Annotated in this window: 11 protein-coding genes and 1 pseudogene; 7 read left to right on the top strand and 5 right to left on the bottom strand. The window is 46.7% G+C overall.

The annotated features are described in order from the left end of the window. Nucleotides 1-202: 202 nt before the first annotated feature. Complete coding sequence (locus KTG12_RS12810) at nucleotides 203-2,704, bottom strand: sugar-binding domain-containing protein (protein ID WP_138272552.1); 2,502 nt, start codon at nucleotides 2,702-2,704, stop codon at nucleotides 203-205. A gap of 158 nt (nucleotides 2,705-2,862) precedes the next feature. Here KTG12_RS12810 and KTG12_RS12805 point away from each other — a divergent pair, with 158 nt between their 5' ends. The 3 genes from KTG12_RS12805 (at nucleotide 2,863) to KTG12_RS12795 (ending at nucleotide 5,189) form a co-directional block, all read left to right on the top strand. After that, a complete protein-coding gene (locus tag KTG12_RS12805; protein ID WP_005644984.1) occupies nucleotides 2,863-4,413 on the top strand; it encodes a PglZ domain-containing protein in 1,551 nt (516 codons plus the stop codon). Between the two features lie 139 nt (nucleotides 4,414-4,552). After that, nucleotides 4,553-4,972 (top strand): tRNA (adenosine(37)-N6)-threonylcarbamoyltransferase complex ATPase subunit type 1 TsaE, encoded by a 420-nt coding sequence (tsaE, locus tag KTG12_RS12800; protein WP_005633530.1) that lies wholly within the window; start codon nucleotides 4,553-4,555, stop codon nucleotides 4,970-4,972. A gap of 1 nt (nucleotide 4,973) precedes the next feature. Continuing rightward, a complete protein-coding gene (locus KTG12_RS12795; protein WP_005633532.1) occupies nucleotides 4,974-5,189 on the top strand; it encodes an immunity 17 family protein in 216 nt (71 codons plus the stop codon). 78 nt (nucleotides 5,190-5,267) lie between these two features. Here KTG12_RS12795 and rnr read toward each other — a convergent pair whose 3' ends face one another. Together rnr and KTG12_RS12785 are read right to left on the bottom strand one after the other, a co-directional pair. Then, nucleotides 5,268-7,448 (bottom strand): ribonuclease R, encoded by a 2,181-nt coding sequence (gene rnr / locus KTG12_RS12790; RefSeq protein ID WP_138272553.1) that lies wholly within the window; start codon nucleotides 7,446-7,448, stop codon nucleotides 5,268-5,270. An 83-nt stretch (nucleotides 7,449-7,531) separates the two neighbouring features. Beyond that, on the bottom strand, nucleotides 7,532-8,437 hold the full coding sequence (locus tag KTG12_RS12785) for an SMP-30/gluconolactonase/LRE family protein (protein ID WP_227225912.1): 906 nt from the start codon (nucleotides 8,435-8,437) through the stop codon (nucleotides 7,532-7,534). Nucleotides 8,438-8,630: 193 nt separating this feature from the next. On the opposite strand from KTG12_RS12785, the gene KTG12_RS12780 reads away from it, so the two are divergent. Then, nucleotides 8,631-10,070: a tagaturonate reductase gene (locus KTG12_RS12780; protein ID WP_138272554.1), complete on the top strand. Its 1,440-nt coding sequence runs from the start codon at nucleotides 8,631-8,633 to the stop codon at nucleotides 10,068-10,070. Next, nucleotides 10,070-11,556: pseudogene (locus KTG12_RS12775) on the top strand (UxaA family hydrolase). Before KTG12_RS12780 ends, KTG12_RS12775 begins: the two are co-directional and overlap by 1 nt. A gap of 146 nt (nucleotides 11,557-11,702) precedes the next feature. Here the strand turns inward: KTG12_RS12775 and KTG12_RS12770 are convergent. Then, nucleotides 11,703-13,391 (bottom strand): Na/Pi cotransporter family protein, encoded by a 1,689-nt coding sequence (locus KTG12_RS12770; protein WP_005633543.1) that lies wholly within the window; start codon nucleotides 13,389-13,391, stop codon nucleotides 11,703-11,705. Between the two features lie 82 nt (nucleotides 13,392-13,473). Between KTG12_RS12770 and KTG12_RS12765 the strand changes: the two genes are divergently transcribed. Beyond that, nucleotides 13,474-15,141 (top strand): nucleoside kinase, encoded by a 1,668-nt coding sequence (locus tag KTG12_RS12765; protein WP_046451707.1) that lies wholly within the window; start codon nucleotides 13,474-13,476, stop codon nucleotides 15,139-15,141. A gap of 271 nt (nucleotides 15,142-15,412) precedes the next feature. On the opposite strand, the gene KTG12_RS12760 is transcribed toward KTG12_RS12765, so the two are convergent. Beyond that, complete coding sequence (locus KTG12_RS12760; RefSeq protein WP_155144168.1) at nucleotides 15,413-17,575, bottom strand: ATP-binding protein; 2,163 nt, start codon at nucleotides 17,573-17,575, stop codon at nucleotides 15,413-15,415. A 197-nt stretch (nucleotides 17,576-17,772) separates the two neighbouring features. Between KTG12_RS12760 and rpoN the strand changes: the two genes are divergently transcribed. Then, nucleotides 17,773-19,242 (top strand): RNA polymerase factor sigma-54, encoded by a 1,470-nt coding sequence (rpoN, locus tag KTG12_RS12755; RefSeq protein WP_138272557.1) that lies wholly within the window; start codon nucleotides 17,773-17,775, stop codon nucleotides 19,240-19,242. The last annotated feature ends 3 nt before the right edge of the window (nucleotides 19,243-19,245 follow it).

The raw sequence follows: 19,245 nt of genomic DNA, 5'->3' as shown, positions 1-19,245 counted from the left end.
ACAACCTATAACAGGATTTTTTTAATACACAGTCAACCAAAATCAGGACGAGACATTCAGAAAACCGGTGATACATAAGTGATAGACAAATATGGCATCTATCACTCCTACGCACCATGATTATCAAAACCCGCATGGTAAAGTGTGATAGAGTGACAGAGGATTCCGCAAAAACAAGTTCTGCAACCAAGCCCTGTCCCTCTTATTCTCCTACCTTTATTTCCACGATTGCATCCGGCAGACCTTCCGCCGTAGCTTTCAACCGGATGGTTCCTGCCTTGCCCGTGTTTTGTACGACCGCCATTGCTTTTCCGTAGAAAGCGTGGCGTTCCGGTTTCTTAAGGCTGACGGGATCATTCTGATCTCCGTTATCTGTCCCGGCGATAAAGCCGTCCCCCTCAACCGTAAAGCGAAGCAGGTTGTCGGCATACGGCACCAAGTTTCCGTCTTTGTCCTGTATTTCCACGGTCACGAATGAAAGATCCGTGCCATCGGCGTGCAAGGCGGAACGATCGGGGATCAGCATGATCCGGGCAGGTTCACCGGCCGTACGGATTTCACGTGTAAGCACTTCCTTGCCGTCCCTACGGGAAACGGCTTTCAACGTACCCGGCGTAAAAGGGACCCGCCAGCAGACATGGAAAGCATCGTCCGGCTTGCTTTTGACACCCAGGCTCTCACCGTTCAGGAAAAGCTCCACTTCGTCCGCCTGGTTATAGTAGGCCCAGACATCGACAGTCTCTCCCTTTTTCCAGTTCCAGTGCGGGAAAAGGTGAAGAACCGGTGTGTCGGTCCATTCGCTCTGATACATATAATAGATATCTTTCGGAATACCTGCCAAGTCGACAATACCGAAGAAACTGCTACGGCTCGGCCACCAGTAAGGTGTCGGTTCACCCAGATAGTCAAAGCCCGTCCAGATAAACATACCTGAAACATAAGGCAACCGTTTGACTTCCCGCCAAGTCACCTCGTGGGTCGAACCCCAAGGCACATGGCAGTTGTCATAAGCCGAGCAAAGGTGTTCGGGACGATCGAACCGTTCCCGCCAGGTGTTCGGCCAGACATACATCGAATCGGAGGGCATCTGGTAGTAGCCGCGTGTCATCAGGGCGGAAGTAGACTCGCTTACAATTAACGTCTTGCCCGGAAAATTCTGCGGAAACGGCTCGTAATTCTTTTCGTGATAGTTGAATCCCAATACATCCAATGCATTCGAACGGAAGATCAGGTTACCCGGTGTCGCCTCGTTGTTGGCTGCAGTGACAGGGCGCGTCTTATCCAGGCGCTTGACGATCGCCGCCAGCGAATGGGCGATCAATCCCTGTACGCTCATGGCGGTATCGGACAAGATCTTGTCATCCACCGGATGGCCTGCATTGAGGATCAGGTTGGCGGCTTCGAGACTGAGCGTGTCGGCATCGGCATGTTGCCATTGCTCCAGTACTTCGTTTCCAATGCTCCACATAAAGACGGACGGATGGTTACGGTCGCGTAGGACTTGGTCTGTCAAGTCTTTTTCATGCCATTCGTCAAAATATCGGGCATAGTCGTACGGTGATTTCCGTTTCCGCCACATGTCGAAAGCCTCGTCCTGTACCAGCAATCCGATCCGGTCACAGATGTCGAGCAGTTCGGGTGCCGGCGGGTTATGGCTGGTGCGGACGGCATTGGCCCCCATGTCTTTCATCATTTGCAGTTGACGTTCGAGTGCCCTCGGATTGATCGCGCTACCGAGACACCCCAGGTCATGATGCAGGCAGACGCCCAATATTTTGGTCGGTTCTCCGTTCAAGGAGAATCCCGTATGCTCGTCCCAATCGAATTTGCGTATGCCGAATGTGGTTCGATAGCGATCCGTCAGTTTATTGCCGACTTTCACCTCGGTTATGGCGGTGTACAGATAAGGATTCCGGACGCTCCATAGTTCCGGATAGAACATTTCTATCGTGTGTGTAACGGTTTTCTTTCCTCCTGCGGCTATCTCGGCCGGGGAGGATATCCGGTAGAGGGTCTTTCCTTCCTTGTCTTGTATCAGGGTAGAAACTTCCACGGTCACATCGGATGCCTCGTTTTTCAAAGTTGTTTCAATCTCGACCGTACTCTTGTCCGCATTCATGACCGGAGTAGTGATGTTTGTCCCCCAATTGTCCACATGGACTTGTCCGGTTTTCACCAACCATACATTCCGGTAAATGCCGGACCCTGAATACCAACGGGAATTAGGCTGGTCGCTGTTATCGGCCTGGACAACCAAAACATTCTCCTCCTTTCCATAATTCAGATACGGTGTCAGATCATAACGGAACGAAACATATCCGTTGGGACGAAAACCTAACAAATGTCCGTTCAGCCAGACTCTACTGTTCCGGTAAACGCCGTCGAAATCAATATAGATCACTTTTCCCTTGTCGCTTTCAGACAGTTTGAAGTGTTTCCGGTACCACCCCATTCCACCGGGCAGCGCACCGCCTCCGGGAGTTGCCGGGTTATCGAGAGAAAAATCCGCCTCGATGCTCCAGTCGTGAGGCAAGTTCAGGACTCGCCAATTGCTGTCATCCGTATCGGGAGCGGACGCATTGGCTTGTTTTTCAGTCAGGGCAAAGCGCCATTCTTTGTTGAAGGATATTCTTTCACGCCCTTTTTCCCGTGTGGCACATGCAGTAAGGAACAGACAGACCAAGGCAAATACGGATAGTCTCATACGTGTACAGTTAACTCGTTTATATTATACAAAGGTAATACAAAAGAGACTAAAAAATGAGGGAAGAACATACAAAATAAAGGGGTATATCGTTATAATATCATACATTTGTAGGGATGAACCCGGTTTGTTCATCTTCAAAAAAGAAAGATAAAACTATGGCAGCAAAGAAAGACAGAGTGCTTTGGGCAGACGATGAGATAGATTTGTTAAAGCCCCACATCCTTTTCCTGCAGGACAAGGGATATGAAGTGATTCCGGTAATCAGCGGGCAGGACGCCATCGAATGCTGTAAGGAAGAATCGTTCGACATTATTTTTCTGGACGAGAATATGCCGGGGCTTACCGGATTGGAAACATTGGCGCAGATCAAGGCGATCAATCCCGATGTCCCTGTCGTCATGGTGACCAAGAGCGAGGAAGAAAGCATCATGAACCAGGCTATCGGTAACAAGATCGCCGATTACCTGATCAAACCGGTCAATCCGAACCAGCTGCTCTTGTCTATCAAGAAGAATGTCCACAAGAACGTAATCATATCCGAAACAACGACTGTCGGCTATCAGCAGGAGTTCGGGCGTATCGGCATGCAGATCAACGACTCACTGACAACCGATGACTGGATGGAGGTATACAAGAAGCTCGTCTATTGGGAAATCGAATTGGAAAACAGCCAAGTTCCGATGACCGACATGCTGCGCATGCAGAAACAGGAAGCAAACAACGCATTCGGTAAATTTGTCAAAAAGAATTACGTGGACTGGATTCAGCATCCTGAAATCCGTCCGCTGATGAGCCCAGATTTGTTTAAAAAGAAAGTATTCCCGATGCTCGACAACGGGGATAAGGTATTCTTCATCCTGATCGATAATTTCCGTCTCGACCAGTGGCGCGAAGTAAAAGATCTGCTTGCCGAATACTATACGTTCGACGAAAGCCTGTACTACAGCATCCTTCCGACCGCCACACAGTATGCCCGCAACTCGATCTTCTCCGGGCTGATGCCCTTGCAGATCGAAAAGATGTTTCCGGAACTTTGGGTGGACGAGGACAGCGAGGAAGGGAAAAACCTGAATGAAGCACCGCTTATACAAACGCAGATCGAGCGGTTCCGTAAGAAATATACGTTCTCCTACCATAAGGTACATGATTCGCAGTATAACGACAAATTGCTGAATATCGTCCCTTCCCTCCTTCATAACCAGCTGAATGTGGTGGTACTGAACTTTGTCGATATGCTGTCCCACGCCCGTACCGAAAACAAGATGATCCGCGAACTGGCCCAGAGCGAAGCGGCCTATCGCAGCCTGACACGCTCCTGGTTCCAGCATTCGGGCACGCTGGAACTTTTCAAGCGTATCGCCGGAAAAGGGTATAAAGTGATCGTTACGACCGACCACGGTACTATCCGCGTCGATAATCCGGAGAAAGTGATAGGTGATAAGAATACAAATACCAACCTGCGCTATAAGGTGGGCAAGAACTTGAATTATAATCCGAAGGACGTGTTTGACATCCGCTTTCCCGACAAAGCGGGGTTACCTTCCCCAAACCTGAGCAGCAAATATATCTTTGCGATGAACAACGATTTTTTCGCTTATCCGAACAACTATAACTATTACGTTTCTTATTATAAGAACACATTCCAGCACGGTGGTATTTCGATGGAGGAAATGTTGGTTCCTTTCATCACGATGACGGTAAAATGATTGACAACTGCAAAATAATTGGCAATTGGCAATTGTTAATTGCCAATTGTTTTAACTTTGCAACCATAAACACCAATTGCCGGTTGCCAATTCTCTTTCTCTCTGAATTGGCAATTGTCAATTGCCAATTATCAAAGCTATGCGTACAATTAAAATCGAAAGTTTAGATACGATCCGCCAAGCAGCCAAAGAGTTTATTGCCGGGATGGATGACCGTACTGTTTTCGCATTCCGAGGGAATATGGGAGCAGGGAAAACGACTTTCATCAAGGCTATCTGTGAAGAGTTAGGCGTGGAGGATGTCATCAACAGCCCGACGTTCGCCATTATCAACGAATATCGCAGTAGCGAAACCGGTGAGCTGATCTATCATTTTGACTTCTACCGCATCAACAAACCTAGCGAAGCGGAAGATATAGGCACGGAAGATTATTTCTATAGCGGTGCCCTCTGCTTTATCGAATGGCCGGAAAAGATCGAAGATTTATTACCGGGTGACGTTGTGGAAGTTGCCATCACAGAGAACCCTGACGGTTCCCGCACCGTAGAAGTGAAATAAGATGGAACCTACCGAATATTTTATCCTGATACTCTTTATCGCATTAGGGATATTCTCGGTTATCGCTGCGATCCTGAATCTCGACTGGTATTTCCAGACCAGCGGAGCCATGACATTCGTCAGGTGGCTAGGACGCAAAGGCGCCCGTATTTTCTATGCTCTTTTGGGATTAGGATTGATTGCTTGTGGAGTGGCAGGACTTATCTTCTGGAATTGATAACGGGCAATTGACCAGTGACAATTCGAAATGTAACGAACCGGCCAAAGGTCGAACAAAATTGTCAATGGTCAATTTTCAGACCAGTGCAAAGTCCAGCTGTTTCCTTTCCAGGTTAGCTTGTGCTACTTTTACAGTGATGGTATCTCCTAACCGGTAAATGCGCTTTGTTCTACGACCGAGCAGACAATAGTTCTTGTCGTCAAACTCGTAATAGTCGTCATCGAGGTCACGGATCGGGACAAGCCCTTCACATTTGTTATCATTCAGCTCCACGTACAATCCCCATTCGGTGACACCGGATACGACACCGTCGAATACCTGTCCCAATTTATCTTTCATAAACTCGACCTGCTTGTACTTGATGGACGAACGTTCGGCATTTGAAGCCACCATTTCCATCTCGGAGCAATGTTTACAATACTCTTCATATTTGTTCTTTATCACACTACGGCCACCTGCCAGATAGCGTTCCAGCAAACGGTGCACCATCATATCCGGATAACGGCGGATAGGAGAAGTGAAGTGTGTATAATAATCCATTGCCAACCCGTAGTGACCGATATTATCCGTCGTATAGTGGGCTTTCTGCATGGAACGGATAGCCAAAGTCTCCACCAGATTTTCTTCCGGTTTACCCTGTACACTATCCAACAATTTATTGATCCCTTTGGATATATCCGTTTTCGTCCCTTCCGTACGCATTTTGTAACCGAAACGGCTAATGAATGCGGAAAAATCTCTTAGTTTCTCAGGGTCCGGCTGTTCATGGATACGATAGACAAACGTTTTCTTTGTCTTATTCTTACTCTTTCCAATAAACTCGGCTACCGTACGGTTTGCCAATAACATGAATTCTTCGATCAGTTTATTGGCTTCCTTCGATTCTTTAATGTAAGTTCCCAACGGCTTACCGTTCTCATCTATATCGAATTTGACTTCATAACGGTCAAAAGCGATTGCCCCGTCCTTGAAGCGGCGGTCGCGCAATTTTTGTGCCAGGCCGTTAAGTGCCAGGATTTCTTCTTTATATTCACCCTCCCCGGTTTCGATGACAGCCTGAGCCTCTTCATAAGTGAAGCGACGGTCGCTCTTGATAATGGTACGGGTGATATGAGACTGTTGGATTTCGGCATTCTTATTCAGCTCGAAAATCACGGAAAAACAAAGTTTCTCTTCATCCGGCCGGAGCGAACAGATCTGATTGCACAAGCGTTCCGGCAACATCGGGATGGTACGGTCCACAAGATAAACAGATGTCGCACGGCTGAAAGCTTCCCGGTCTATCAGGCTTTCCGGTTTAACGTAGTAGGTCACGTCGGCGATATGAACGCCAACTTCCCAATTGCCATTATCCAGCTTACGGGCGGAAAGGGCATCATCGAAATCCTTAGCGTCTTTCGGGTCGATCGTGAAAGTCGTGACGCCACGGAAATCCTCACGCTTGGCAATTTCCTCTTCCGGGATTGCATCCGATATCTTTTCTGCTGCCTTTTCAACGTTAGCCGGATATTTATATGGCAGATCGAACTCAGCTAAGATAGCATTCATCTCCGCATTGTTGTCACCGGCAGTCCCCAGGATATCGACCACCTCACCCAACGGGTTCTTGGCCTCTTCCGGCCATTCGGTGATACGGACGATCGCTTTGTCGCCGGTCTTGCCGCCTTTCAGTTTGTCTTTCGGAATAAAGATGTCGTTTGCAAGCGTCTTGTCTTCCGTAATAAGGAAAGCAAAACCTCTGGTCACCTGTAATTTACCGGTGATCAAGCGTCGCTGGCTTTCCAGTATCTCGATAACCTCACCTTCCGGGTCAGCCCCTTTTCTCTTGGCATGAAGTTGTATTTTCACCTTATCACCGTTAAGCGCATGTGCGGAATTTCGCTCTGCCACAAAAATCGGTGTCCCGCCATCTTCGGGGATAAAAGAATTCTTGCCATTCTGACGGCGCATAAAGGTTCCGACAGCAGTCGTTCCCCAATCATTGTAACGGTAGCGTCCCCTGTCTATTTCAGAAATGAAGTTGTCGGAAGAAAGATCATACAGGATATCCACTACCTGCAACTTCTGCACTTGATTGGTAACTCCTATCATACTGCTGATTTGCCGATAGTTAAAAGGTTCTTTGGGAGAAGACTTAAAAACGTTGATGATGGCATTGATCATAGCCTCTTTCTTCATCCGTTTGTTTTCGCCTTTGGAGCTGCTTTTCTTCTTCCCCGGTTTATTACTTTTCTTTTCAGATTTATTCTTAGTCATATTTTCTTTTCCTATGTTTTACAAAGTAAACAATAAATTTTAAGAAGCTGTTTACATTTGTGATAAATAATATTCGGGAGATTTTATTCCCCGAAACAGTTGGCCCTTACTCCTTTAACCCCCGGTTTACAGCAAAACACACTGCCGCTTAAGGGGTATTCCCGGAGCTGTTCTTCGGACAAGCCTGCACGAGCCGTTGTTATATAAAGCGTATCCATTTTTTTCCCACCGAAAGCGCAGGAAGCGACATTAGGTGCCGGAACCTCTACTTTTGCCAGCAATTCTCCCGTATAGGGATTGTAGCAATAAACGCCATAACCACCCCATTGGGCTACCCAAAGATGGTCGTCGCTATCGATCGCCATACCATCGGGCACTCCCGTTCCACCAGGCAAGGTAACGGCTATACCGTCGAACAGGATATCCCCGTTGTCGGCATCGTAGCGATAACGGGCTATTTTGCCGGTAGGTGTATCGTTGTAATACATGAATTTCTTGTTGGACGACCAGACGATCCCGTTTGAGATCGTGACCTTTTTCAATTTCGTAGTGACGGTTCCGGCAGGTGAAACAGTGTACAAAGTTCCGGCACCTTTAGGCGCACCGAACCCCATCGTTCCGACCCATAAATGTCCGGCCGGATCGCATTTACCGTCATTGCAGCGCACTTTACCGTTTTCGTCAGGTATCGGAGCAACGGAAGTGGTATGTCCGTCATGCAGGTTTACCCGTACAATTTCGTCTTGCAAGGCTATGATGACCGTACTGTCCGTTTCAGGAACCACGGTCGATACCATACGGTCGAATTTCCAGGAACTGCATTCTTTTGTATCGGGATGATATTCGTATAATGTTTGCCCTTCAATATCCACCCAGAATAAGGTGTGACGTTCGGGGTGCCAGATAGAACCTTCTCCGGTAGTCGCTTCAGCCTGATAAGCTAACTCTGCTGGAATCATTTCGACCTTTGGTGAACAGGATGTCGTCATAATTGAAATTGATAATAAAATAAATGCATTAATAAGAAAATGTTTCATGGTATAAAAAGACTGTTCTTGCCAGTTATGGATAAGTTTTATGCAAACATACTAAATAAATCCGATATTTCTTTTAAATTAGGCCCCGAATTTATATAATCGGCTCTGATTGCCATTAATGAACAGATTTTAAATAAATAGTAAAATGAAAGAGTTGAATGAAAAAACTGCCGGTAAAATGCGGTATCCGGAACGGGTCATCCAGTTCGGAGAAGGCAATTTCCTCCGGGCATTCGTGGATTGGATTATCCAGAAAATGAACGAGAATGTAAACTTTAACAGCAGTGTCGTAGTGGTCCAGCCCATCGACCGGGGAATGGTCGACATGTTGAACGCACAGGATTGCTTGTACCATGTCAATCTTCAAGGGCTGGACAAAGGTGAAAAAGTCAACAGCCTTACCCGGATCGATGTGATAAGCCGCGCATTGAATCCTTATGCGGACTTTTCCGCTTTTATGAAACTGGCAGAACAGCCGGAGATACGTTTCGTCATTTCAAATACGACGGAAGCAGGAATAACATTCGATCCGGCTTGCAAGTTGGAGGACGCGCCTGCCTCTTCCTATCCGGGCAAGCTGACGCAATTGCTTTATCACCGCTACAAGACATTTAACGGAGAAAAAGACAAAGGTTTGATTATCTTTCCGTGCGAGTTGATCTTCCTGAACGGGCATAAACTGAAAGGAACCATTTACCAGTACATCGATTTATGGCAATTAGGAGAAGATTTCAAAACCTGGTTTACGGAATGCTGCGGTGTATATGCAACACTGGTCGACCGTATTGTCCCAGGATTTCCACGTAAAGAGATCGATTCAATTAAAGAGGAACTGCAATATAACGACAATCTAGTCGTACAGGCGGAAATATTCCATTTATGGGTAATCGAAGCACCCGAATCGGTCGCCAAAGAGTTCCCGGCAGACAAAGCAGGCTTGAATGTGCTGTTTGTTCCGAGCGAGGAACCTTACCACCAGCGGAAGGTAACCCTTTTGAACGGCCCTCATACAGTTTTAGCACCTGTCTCTTGGCTTTCCGGAGTGAATATCGTGCGGGATGCCTGCCAGCACGAGGTGCTGGAGAAATATATCCACAAGGTAATGTTCGAGGAATTATTGGAAACGCTGAATCTGCCGAAAGAAGAACTGGTGAAGTTCGGCAATGACGTCATGGAACGTTTTAACAACCCGTTCGTCGACCATTCGGTCGTATCCATCATGTTGAACTCATTTCCTAAATATGAAACACGCGACCTGCCAGGCTTGAAAGTCTATCTGGAACGGAAAGGCGAGTTACCCAAAGGACTGGTGTTAGGTCTGGCTGCCATTATTACCTATTATAAGGGATACGTCCGTGCCGATGGAACAAAATCCGAACCGAATGATTCCGCCGAAATTCTTCAACTGTTGCAGAATCTTTGGGCTACCGGCTCGACCAGGCAGGTCGCCGAAGGCATATTAGCGGCAACTTCCATTTGGGGAGAAGACCTGAACCGCATTCCGGGATTGACCAATATGGTAAAAGGTTTCCTGGATGCCATTGAAGAAAAAGGAATGCTTAATGTCGTTAAAGAAATTTGCTGATGCGGACTTATATACAAATAAATCCGGCAGACAACGTCGTGGTCGCCGTAAAGGATTTACAGACCGGCGCATCTTTGGATATCAACGGCAGAACAATCGTTGTCCTGCAGGATATCCCTGCAGGGCACAAAGTAGCCTTACAGGATTTTAAAGAAGGAGACCATATCATCAAATATGGTGCTCCCATCGGACATGCACGTGAAGTGATAACTACCGGAAGCTGGGTGAATGAAAAAAATATCAAGACCAACCTGGAAGGGTTACGGGAATATGAATTCAATCCGCAACCTATTCCGGAACAGCCATCCAGAAAGTCACTTTCTTTTAATGGATATCGCCGCAAAAATGGAGAAGTGGGAATCCGGAACGAGATATGGGTGATTCCGACTGTCGGTTGCGTCAACGGCATCACGCACCGGTTGGCAGATCGGTTACGACAGGAGACACAAGGCACCGGAGTCGATGCGATCGTCGCATTCCCTCATAATTACGGCTGTTCCCAACTGGGAGACGACCATGAGAATACCCGGAAGATTTTACGAGACATGGTTCTGCATCCGAATGCCGGTGCAGTTCTCGTTGTCGGGTTAGGCTGCGAAAACAACCAAGTCGGTGCTTTTCGGGAAATGCTTGGCAATTACGATACCGAACGCATCCGCTTTATGGAAACGCAAAAAGTGGATGATGAACTGGAAACGGGAATGGAACTGTTGCGTAAACTCTATGCGATCGCTTCACAGGATAAACGGACGGATATTCCTTTAAGTGAGTTGCGCGTAGGATTGAAATGCGGAGGATCGGATGGATTCTCCGGTATTACGGCCAATCCGCTGTTGGGTGTCTTTTCCGACTTTCTGGTAGCACAGGGAGGAACAACTGTCCTGACGGAAGTCCCGGAGATGTTCGGCGCCGAGACGATCCTGATGAACCGGAGCGAATCGAAGGCTGTCTTTGAAAAGACTGTTCATCTGATAAATGACTTTAAATCCTATTTCATAGAGAACAAACAGCCGATTTACGAAAACCCTTCTCCCGGCAATAAGGCGGGAGGTATTTCCACCCTGGAAGAAAAATCGCTGGGCTGTACGCAAAAAGCCGGAACTTCGGCTGTCCGGGATGTTATGCTTTATGGTGAACGGCTAAAGACAAAGGGACTGAATTTATTGAGTGCCCCGGAAACGATCTCGTGGCCAGTACGGCTCTTGCTTCCTCTGGCTGTCATCTGGTTTTGTTTACAACCGGAAGAGGGACTCCGTTCGGAACGTTTGTTCCAACAGTCAAAGTTTCGACCAACAGTAATCTAAATGCCCGCAAGCCAAACTGGATTGACTTCAATGCCGGTTCTCTTTTAGAGGGCGAAAGCATGGAGGAACTTCGTGAACGCTTTATCCGGTTCATCATTGGTATCGCAAGTGGTAACCCGACAAACAATGAAAAGAATGATTACAGAGAGATTGCAATCTTCAAATCCGGAGTAACACTTTGATTCATGGAGATATCAAAATTCCTTTATCATGATCTTTTAGGCACGGATCTCACGGATTTACACGGATAAATTTATTTTCTTTCCGTGTAATCCGTGCCTAAATTATATCTCTTGCAAGCAGGATTTTGTTTCGACACTCCTTACTATTAAATCTTCTTCTCAATAACCGCCTGTACTACATTCAGTACATAATCGCCTAACTTTTCGGCCTCACCGATGATGTCCATGTAGTAGACACCGTCCTGGTACTGGTATTTCTTGTTGTTGATGTCTTCCACATTATGGATCTTCAACTGATTGCGATAATTGTTTATTTCATTTTCGATATTGTAAGATGGGTTGACATCGTCGCGTACAAGTTCCGATTTCTTCAGTATCTCGATCATGCGATGCAAAGCCTTCTCCGTAAGTGCCAACATCTGGTCCACATTATGGTTCTGCTCGTCTGTGAATATCGATTTAAACTCGTTGCGGCGTTTGATGCTTCGCGCCATATTATTGCAGGAATCTGCTATACTTTCGATCTCCGATACGGCACGCAGCATGATACGGATTTCTTCCTTCCCTTCCGAACTCAAGCGGCCTTCAGCCACGCAAGTCAAATAATTGGCAATCTCGATCTCCATCCGGTCGCTGATACTTTCGTATTTCTCGACACGGCTATATGTTTTCAGGAAAGCATCCTCGTTCTTCTCATAGAACAGAGCTTTCACCATATCCAGCATACGGCCCGTACGCTCGGCAAACAGTGTGATCTCCTTACGTGCTTGCAAGATCGAAAGTTCGGCAGTCGACAGCATCCCCCCCGTAATATAACGTAAACGATATTCCTCATCCTCATCTTTCTTTCCTTTGATAAGGAAGCAAACCGTCTTCTCTATCAATCCGACAAACCAGATCATAACAAATGTATTACTGATATTGAAAGCCGTATGGAAAGCGGCCAGTTTGAAGGATACTGCTACCGAGGGATCGGAAATGCGCATTACATTCGTGACGAACCAAGAAACGGCATTGGTGAACGGATAGAACAAAATCAACACCCAGATCACACCGAATATATTAAAGGCAAGATGTGCCAAAGCCGCCCGTCTGGCTTGCGTATTACCGGTCAAAGCCGCCAGGTTGGCCGTAATCGTTGTTCCTATATTTTCACCCAATACGAGTGCCACACCCAATTGGTAGTCGATCCAGCCGTTGGCACACATAATCAACGTAATGGCCATCGTTGCAGCTGAAGCCTGCACGATCATGGTCAGGATAGCCCCGATAAACAAGAACAGGATGATAGAGAAAAATCCCATATCGGCATAATTCTGCACGAAGGCAAGCATCTCCGGATTGGCTCCGAGATCCGGAGCATTGGCTTTCAGGGCCTGAAGCCCCATAAAAAGGAAAGAGAAACCGAAAATGAACTCCCCGACCGACTTACGTGAGCTTTTGCCGGAAAAGAGGAGTGGAATGCCGAATGCGAGTAGAGGAAGGGAGAAAGCCGCGATGTCGACTTTGAATCCGAGAGCCGAGATCAACCACGCGGTAACGGTCGTACCGATATTGGCTCCCATTATGACACCGATGGATTGGGTAAGAGTGAGCAGACCAGCGTTTACGAAACTGACCACCATGACTGTAGTGGCGGATGATGATTGGATCAGGGCGGTAATTAAAACTCCGGTAAGAACTCCGGTAACCCTGTTGGTCGTCATGGCCGTCAGAATCCTGCGCAAACTGTCCCCCGCAAATTTCTGCAGACCTTCGCTCATGATCTTCATACCGTACAGGAACAAACCCAAGGAACCTATAAGGCGTAGAAAATCAAAAAATGAATAGTCCATTTAAAATACGTTTAAGTGGATGTATATCCGATTAATATTCCTAACTTTAGGGGACAAAAATATAAATAATAACTGAGATACCATGTCTGAAACTATTACAATTTATTGCAAAAATAACAATACTTACAAAGAAGTTCCCATTGGTTCTTCGCTGTTGGACATCTATTCACTGGTTGGTGCTCCCCTCCGGTTACGACCGATGAATGCACAGGTAAATAATAAAACAGAGGGGCTTACCTTCCGTTGTTGGCATCCGAAAGATGTTGAATATGTCGACTATACGCAACTTTCGGGAATGCGGACATATGTCCGTTCCCTCTGTCATATTTTCTCGAAAGCAGTGAACGACGTGCTCCCTTCAGCGACTCTGAACCTGGAGCATCCCATCTCGAAAGGCTATTATTGCGTTATTCACAACGGTAAAGACATAGACGAGGAGACGATCGGCAAGATCAAGAAACGGATGCGTGAAATCATCGACGCAGACCTTCCTTTCCATTTGAAAACGATTCGCACGATCGATGCCGCAGTCTTGTTCCGTGAAAGGGGCATGAACGACAAAGCCCGTCTGATCGAAAGCGCCGGTATGCCTTATACGTCTTATTACGAATTGGATGGCTACATCAATTATTTCTATGGCTGCCTGACTCCTTCCACCGGCTACATCCAGGTTTTTGACCTGGTTCCCTATTTCGACGGCGTGTTGTTGCGTGTGCCTCAAAGGACGAATCCGACGGAATTGGAACCGGTCATCCGCCAAGATAAAATGTTTCAGGTTTATAAGGAGCATCTGACCCTGCAACGCACGGTCGGATTGGACAACGTCGGCGACCTGAACCGGGCGATAGAGAAAGGCATGACATCCGAGGTCGTCATGGTCTCCGAAGCCATGCAGGAAAAGCAGGTAGCCAAGATCGCAGAGGAGATTGCCGCCCGCTACGATAACGGCGTCCGCATCGTGTTGATTTCCGGACCGTCTTCTTCGGGGAAAACGACTTTCTGCAAACGGTTGCAGGTTCAGTTGATTACAAACCTGATCCATCCGGTCGGACTTTCATTGGACGATTATTTCCTGAACCGTGAAGATACGCCGAAGGACGAATCCGGCGAATATGACTTCGAATCGTTGTATGCGCTCGACCTGCCTTATTTCAACAGCGAATTGCAGAAACTCCTTTCAGGTGAAGAGATCGAAGTGCCGAGCTTTAATTTCGAGACAGGTCGCCGCGTTTTCAAAGGAAAGAAACTGAAGATGCAGAAAAACTCCGTCCTGGTGATAGAAGGCATTCACGCCCTGAACCCCGAACTGACTTCCATGATCGAAGACTGCTATAAATACCGGATCTATGTATCCGTGCTGACTTCCATCTCGTTGGACAACCATAACTGGATTCCGACAACGGACAACCGTCTCTTACGCCGCATCATCCGCGATTACCGGTTCCGCGGATATTCCGCCCGTGACACGATCGCACGCTGGCCCAGCGTACGCCGAGGTGAGGACAAATGGATATTCCCGTATCAGGAGAATGCGGATGCGATGTTCAACAGCGCCATGTTATATGAACTGGCCGCCCTGCGCAAGGAAGCCGAACCGATCTTGGGCGAAGTGCGCGAATGCGATCCGGAGAATGCCGAGGCGTACCGTTTGCTCCGTTTCCTCCGTTACTTTAATTACATCCCCGATGTCGGGCTTCCGGGTACTTCCCTTTTGCGTGAGTTCCTCGGAGGCGGCAGTTTCCGATATTGATCTGCAACAACGGAATGCTTTCGTTGGGAGGAATAAAAGTTACATACCTATGAAAATACTGTTTCCCACCTATGAAAATTTATTTTCTCTTGCGGGAAAATAAATTTTCATAGGTGGGAAACAGGTGTCCGCATTCATAGTTACAACCTGGAACCGGTTTGCAATATTACCCTGGCCATGCTCTTTTTCGGCGAAGCGAAAGGGTTGAACCCTGCTTTCCATGCCGGATTAGGGTTGCACCTCCTTTCCGTCCTACGAGAAACGCAGGAAGCTATCCGTTGTAAGGGAGCGTAAACCAGAACCGCGCACCTTCTCCCGGCCTCGAATCGACACCGATTGTCCCATTGAGAGCTTCGATGATGGTTTTGCAGATTGTCAAGCCCAAACCGGTTCCTTGCTTAAATGAGTTGACTTTCACGAAACGGTCGAAGATTGCCTGTTGGTGCTGGGGTGATATTCCGATACCTGTATCGATTACTTCCACCAATACATATTTTTCTACGATACGGTAGGAAAACCTGATGCTTCCCACCTCTGTAAATTTGACCGCGTTCGAGATCAAATTCGAAAGCACCTGCGTGACTCGTTTCGGATCGGTATGAACGAAGATGTCCGGCAGAGCATCGAAGTCACAGATCAAAGAAACCTTTTCAGGCATTTTCATCGCATGTACCTGAAACTGTTCATGGAAGATATCTTTCAGGCTGGTATCGGAAAGCGAGTAATCCAAAACGCCCGATTCTATTTTGGAAAAATCAAGTATATCAGTAATCAAATGAAGGAGCAAATCGCTATTCTTATTGATTATTTTGACAAATTCTTCTTTTTCTTCTTTATCGTCAGTCTCGGCAAGGATATTGGAAAATCCGATTATGGCGTTGAGCGGCGTCCGAATCTCATGGCTCATATTGGCAAGGAAGGCTGATTTCAGTTTGTCCGCCTCACGCACCTTCTGTATCTCCAGTTCCGACTGCCGGGTTTCATATTCCGCATGGTGCAGTTTCTCTTCCAACAGTTTTTCTTCCGTGATGTTAGTAATGTGGCAGATCATTTTGTTCTGCCGCTTGCTTCCTTTCGTCTTATAAGCCTGCGCATTGATGCGGATCCAGATCGTTTCGTTTTCAATAGCGGTACGACATTCGAAGCTGCAATGATCCTGCTTCCCTTCTATCACCTGGAAAAGCAGGTTGACATTATCGGCCGAACGAACAATCTGCTGTACACCTCCAATCGTCATGTACTTATTACTTCTCAAGTAGTTGAAGAGCTTGTTATCTTCCGGTGTTTCGTTCAGGAGTGGATTGACAAACAATTCTTTCTTTCCGATATCATATTCGACAATAAGGGAATGACCGGACAAGAGAACTGCTTTTAGGATCGCCAAATTGTTTTGCGTCTGCTCCTCTTTGACCCGTTTTTCTGTCTCGTCGGAGATAATCAGCAAATAGCCGATATGACCGAACTCCCGGTCGTTCAACCCAATTCCTTTCACCATCAGATATTTGGTTTCATCAGAAATGCTGGAATTATAGTAACGGGCATCCCGGATACAATTGAAATCGTATGCAAGTGGAAAACTGAATGCCTTCTTCTTCTTGATCTGATTAAGGATTCTCTCTGGGACAGCCGGATTCTTGAACAGGTTGACTCCCAATAAGTATTCCCGGGAACTGCCAAAGATTCTAGTGTCGGCATCGTTTATATCGATCAGATAACCTTCTGCATCATATAATTCCACCCCGATCGGCAGATTATTGAAAAACTGCTGAAACTTTGTACTCAGCTTGGAGATACGTTTTCTCGATTCCTCCAGGTTGTAATTGGTTTGCCAGCGTTCGATTATTATGGAGAAAATACCAGCAATGATATGCATGTCTTCCACTTCCGAAGCAGTCCAGAAACGGCTCGTCCGGATCGAATCGAAACCGATGAACCCCTGTACTTTATTATGGAAGGTAAGCGGGACGATCAGCATGGACTTCAGCTGTTGTTTAGTCAACAGGATTTTGTCGATATCCGCTTCGGCAGGTAGGCCGGCAATATCTCCCAGCACGATATCGTGTCCGGCTTTAACAGTGTCAATAATCCACGGGATTGTATCGCATGTCAACTTATTCCGATCATCCTTAGGGATCTTTACCCACGAACTCATTACTTCACATGTGAAATTGGCCGAAAAACCGTCTTCTTCAAAGATGGCAACATAGCCCCAATCAGCATTGAAATAGTCCAGTAACAAATTCATTGCTTTTTCGATAGGCTTGTTTTCTTCGTTGAAAAGGATCGCCAAAACTTCAGAAATAATACGTTTGATTGTCGGCGTTTCCGAAGATATATAAATCTCGGCATTGTCAGGTTCATTATCTCTGGCTTCCAGTAATCGTATTAATTCTTCCCGGGTCAACTGATCGTATAGTGATGCTTTAAGAGTCATATAAGATTCTTTATCTGATCGCAAAAGTAGAAAATAGTTTTGATTTTTAATACTTTTCGGCAATAATAATAATTTAATCTATCCTCCTTTAGAACTATTATATTTTGAATGTCGAGATCATTCCGTGTAAAAAGTTATATTTGCATGTTCTAACATTGGACGGTCTGGTGATTGTCCTTTCATTATTGAATTTGATTATGTTGAAGCAACAGTTACAACAAAAGTTACAGCAAAAACTCTCTCCGCAGCAGATTCAGTTGATCCGGCTTCTGGAACTCCCCGCCATAGAGCTGGAAGAACGCATAAAGCATGAACTGGAAGACAATCCCGCTTTGGAAGAAGGAAAGGAAATTGCGGATGACTTTGACCGTACTGACGAAGGTGGTGAGGAGTTGGCAGCTAACGAGATGGAAGGAGGAAGCGAGACAGATACCGACCTTTCACTCGGTGACTACATGAGTGAGGACGACATACCCGATTACAAACTTCGTGAACTGAACGAGCGGGCGGAAAAGAAAGAGGACGTTCCTTTCTCGGTCAGCGAATCCTTGAACGAATATTTGCTCCAACAACTCGGACTGCGGGATCTGCCGGAGAAGCAGGTGAAGATCGCTGAATATATCATCGGAAATATAGATGATGACGGTTATCTACGCCGTGACCTATCCGCCATAGCCGATGACTTGGTGTTTCAGGCGGGACAGGATGTGACGGAAAAAGAAATAGAGACAGTTCTTGCAATCATACAGGACTTTGATCCGGCAGGAGTCGGTGCCCGTAATCTTCAGGAATGCCTTCTGCTCCAGTTGGCCCGCCGGGAAAAAACATCTGAGACGAGGTTGGCCACCTTGATGTTAACCGATTTTTTTGAAGAGTTCACCCGCAAGCATTACGACAAGATCATAAAAGGACTGGATATCGACGAAACCGCCCTAAAAAGGGCTATCCGTGAAATCACAACCCTCGATCCTAAACCCTGCGCCAGTTGGGGCGGTTCTATGGAAACAGCTTTGAGCCAGATCATTCCCGATTTTGTGGTGGAAGCAGTCAACGGCGAACTGATCCTAAGCATGAACAACCGGGGAATTCCCGACATGCGCATCAACCGTGAATATGCGGAAATGTTTCAGGATTATGCCGGCAACAAAGCGAACCAGACGACCCAGATGAAGGAGGCCGTTCAGTTTGTGAAGCAGAAACTCGATTCCGCCCAATGGTTCATCGATGCCATCAAGCAGCGTCAAGAGACTTTGCAGCGCACGATGGAAACAATCATCCTTTTGCAGCGCGACTTTTTCCTCACCGGTGATGAAGCGACTTTACGGCCTATGATCCTTAAAGATGTAGCGGAACGGGCCGGATATGACATATCGACGATCTCACGTGTGAGCAACAGCAAGTACGTACAGACAAATTTCGGTATTTATCCGCTCAAATACTTCTTCTCCGAATCGATGCAAACCGACAGCGGTGAAGAAATTTCCACCCGAGAGGTGAAAAAGATCATGAAAGAACATATCGACGGCGAAGACAAGCGCAAACCGCTTACCGATGAAGAACTGGCCTCCATCCTAAAAGAAAAAGGATATATCATCGCACGCCGTACGGTAGCCAAATACCGCGAACAATTGGGTATTCCGGTTGCACGTCTCAGAAAAGAAATATAAATT

It is taken from the genome of Parabacteroides sp. MSK.9.14 (assembly GCF_019041495.1).
In the GTDB taxonomy this organism is placed as follows: Bacteria; Bacteroidota; Bacteroidia; order Bacteroidales; family Tannerellaceae; genus Parabacteroides; species Parabacteroides merdae.
The sequence above is the reverse complement of the archived record's forward strand: the minus strand, read 5'-3'. Positions and strand labels throughout refer to the sequence as shown.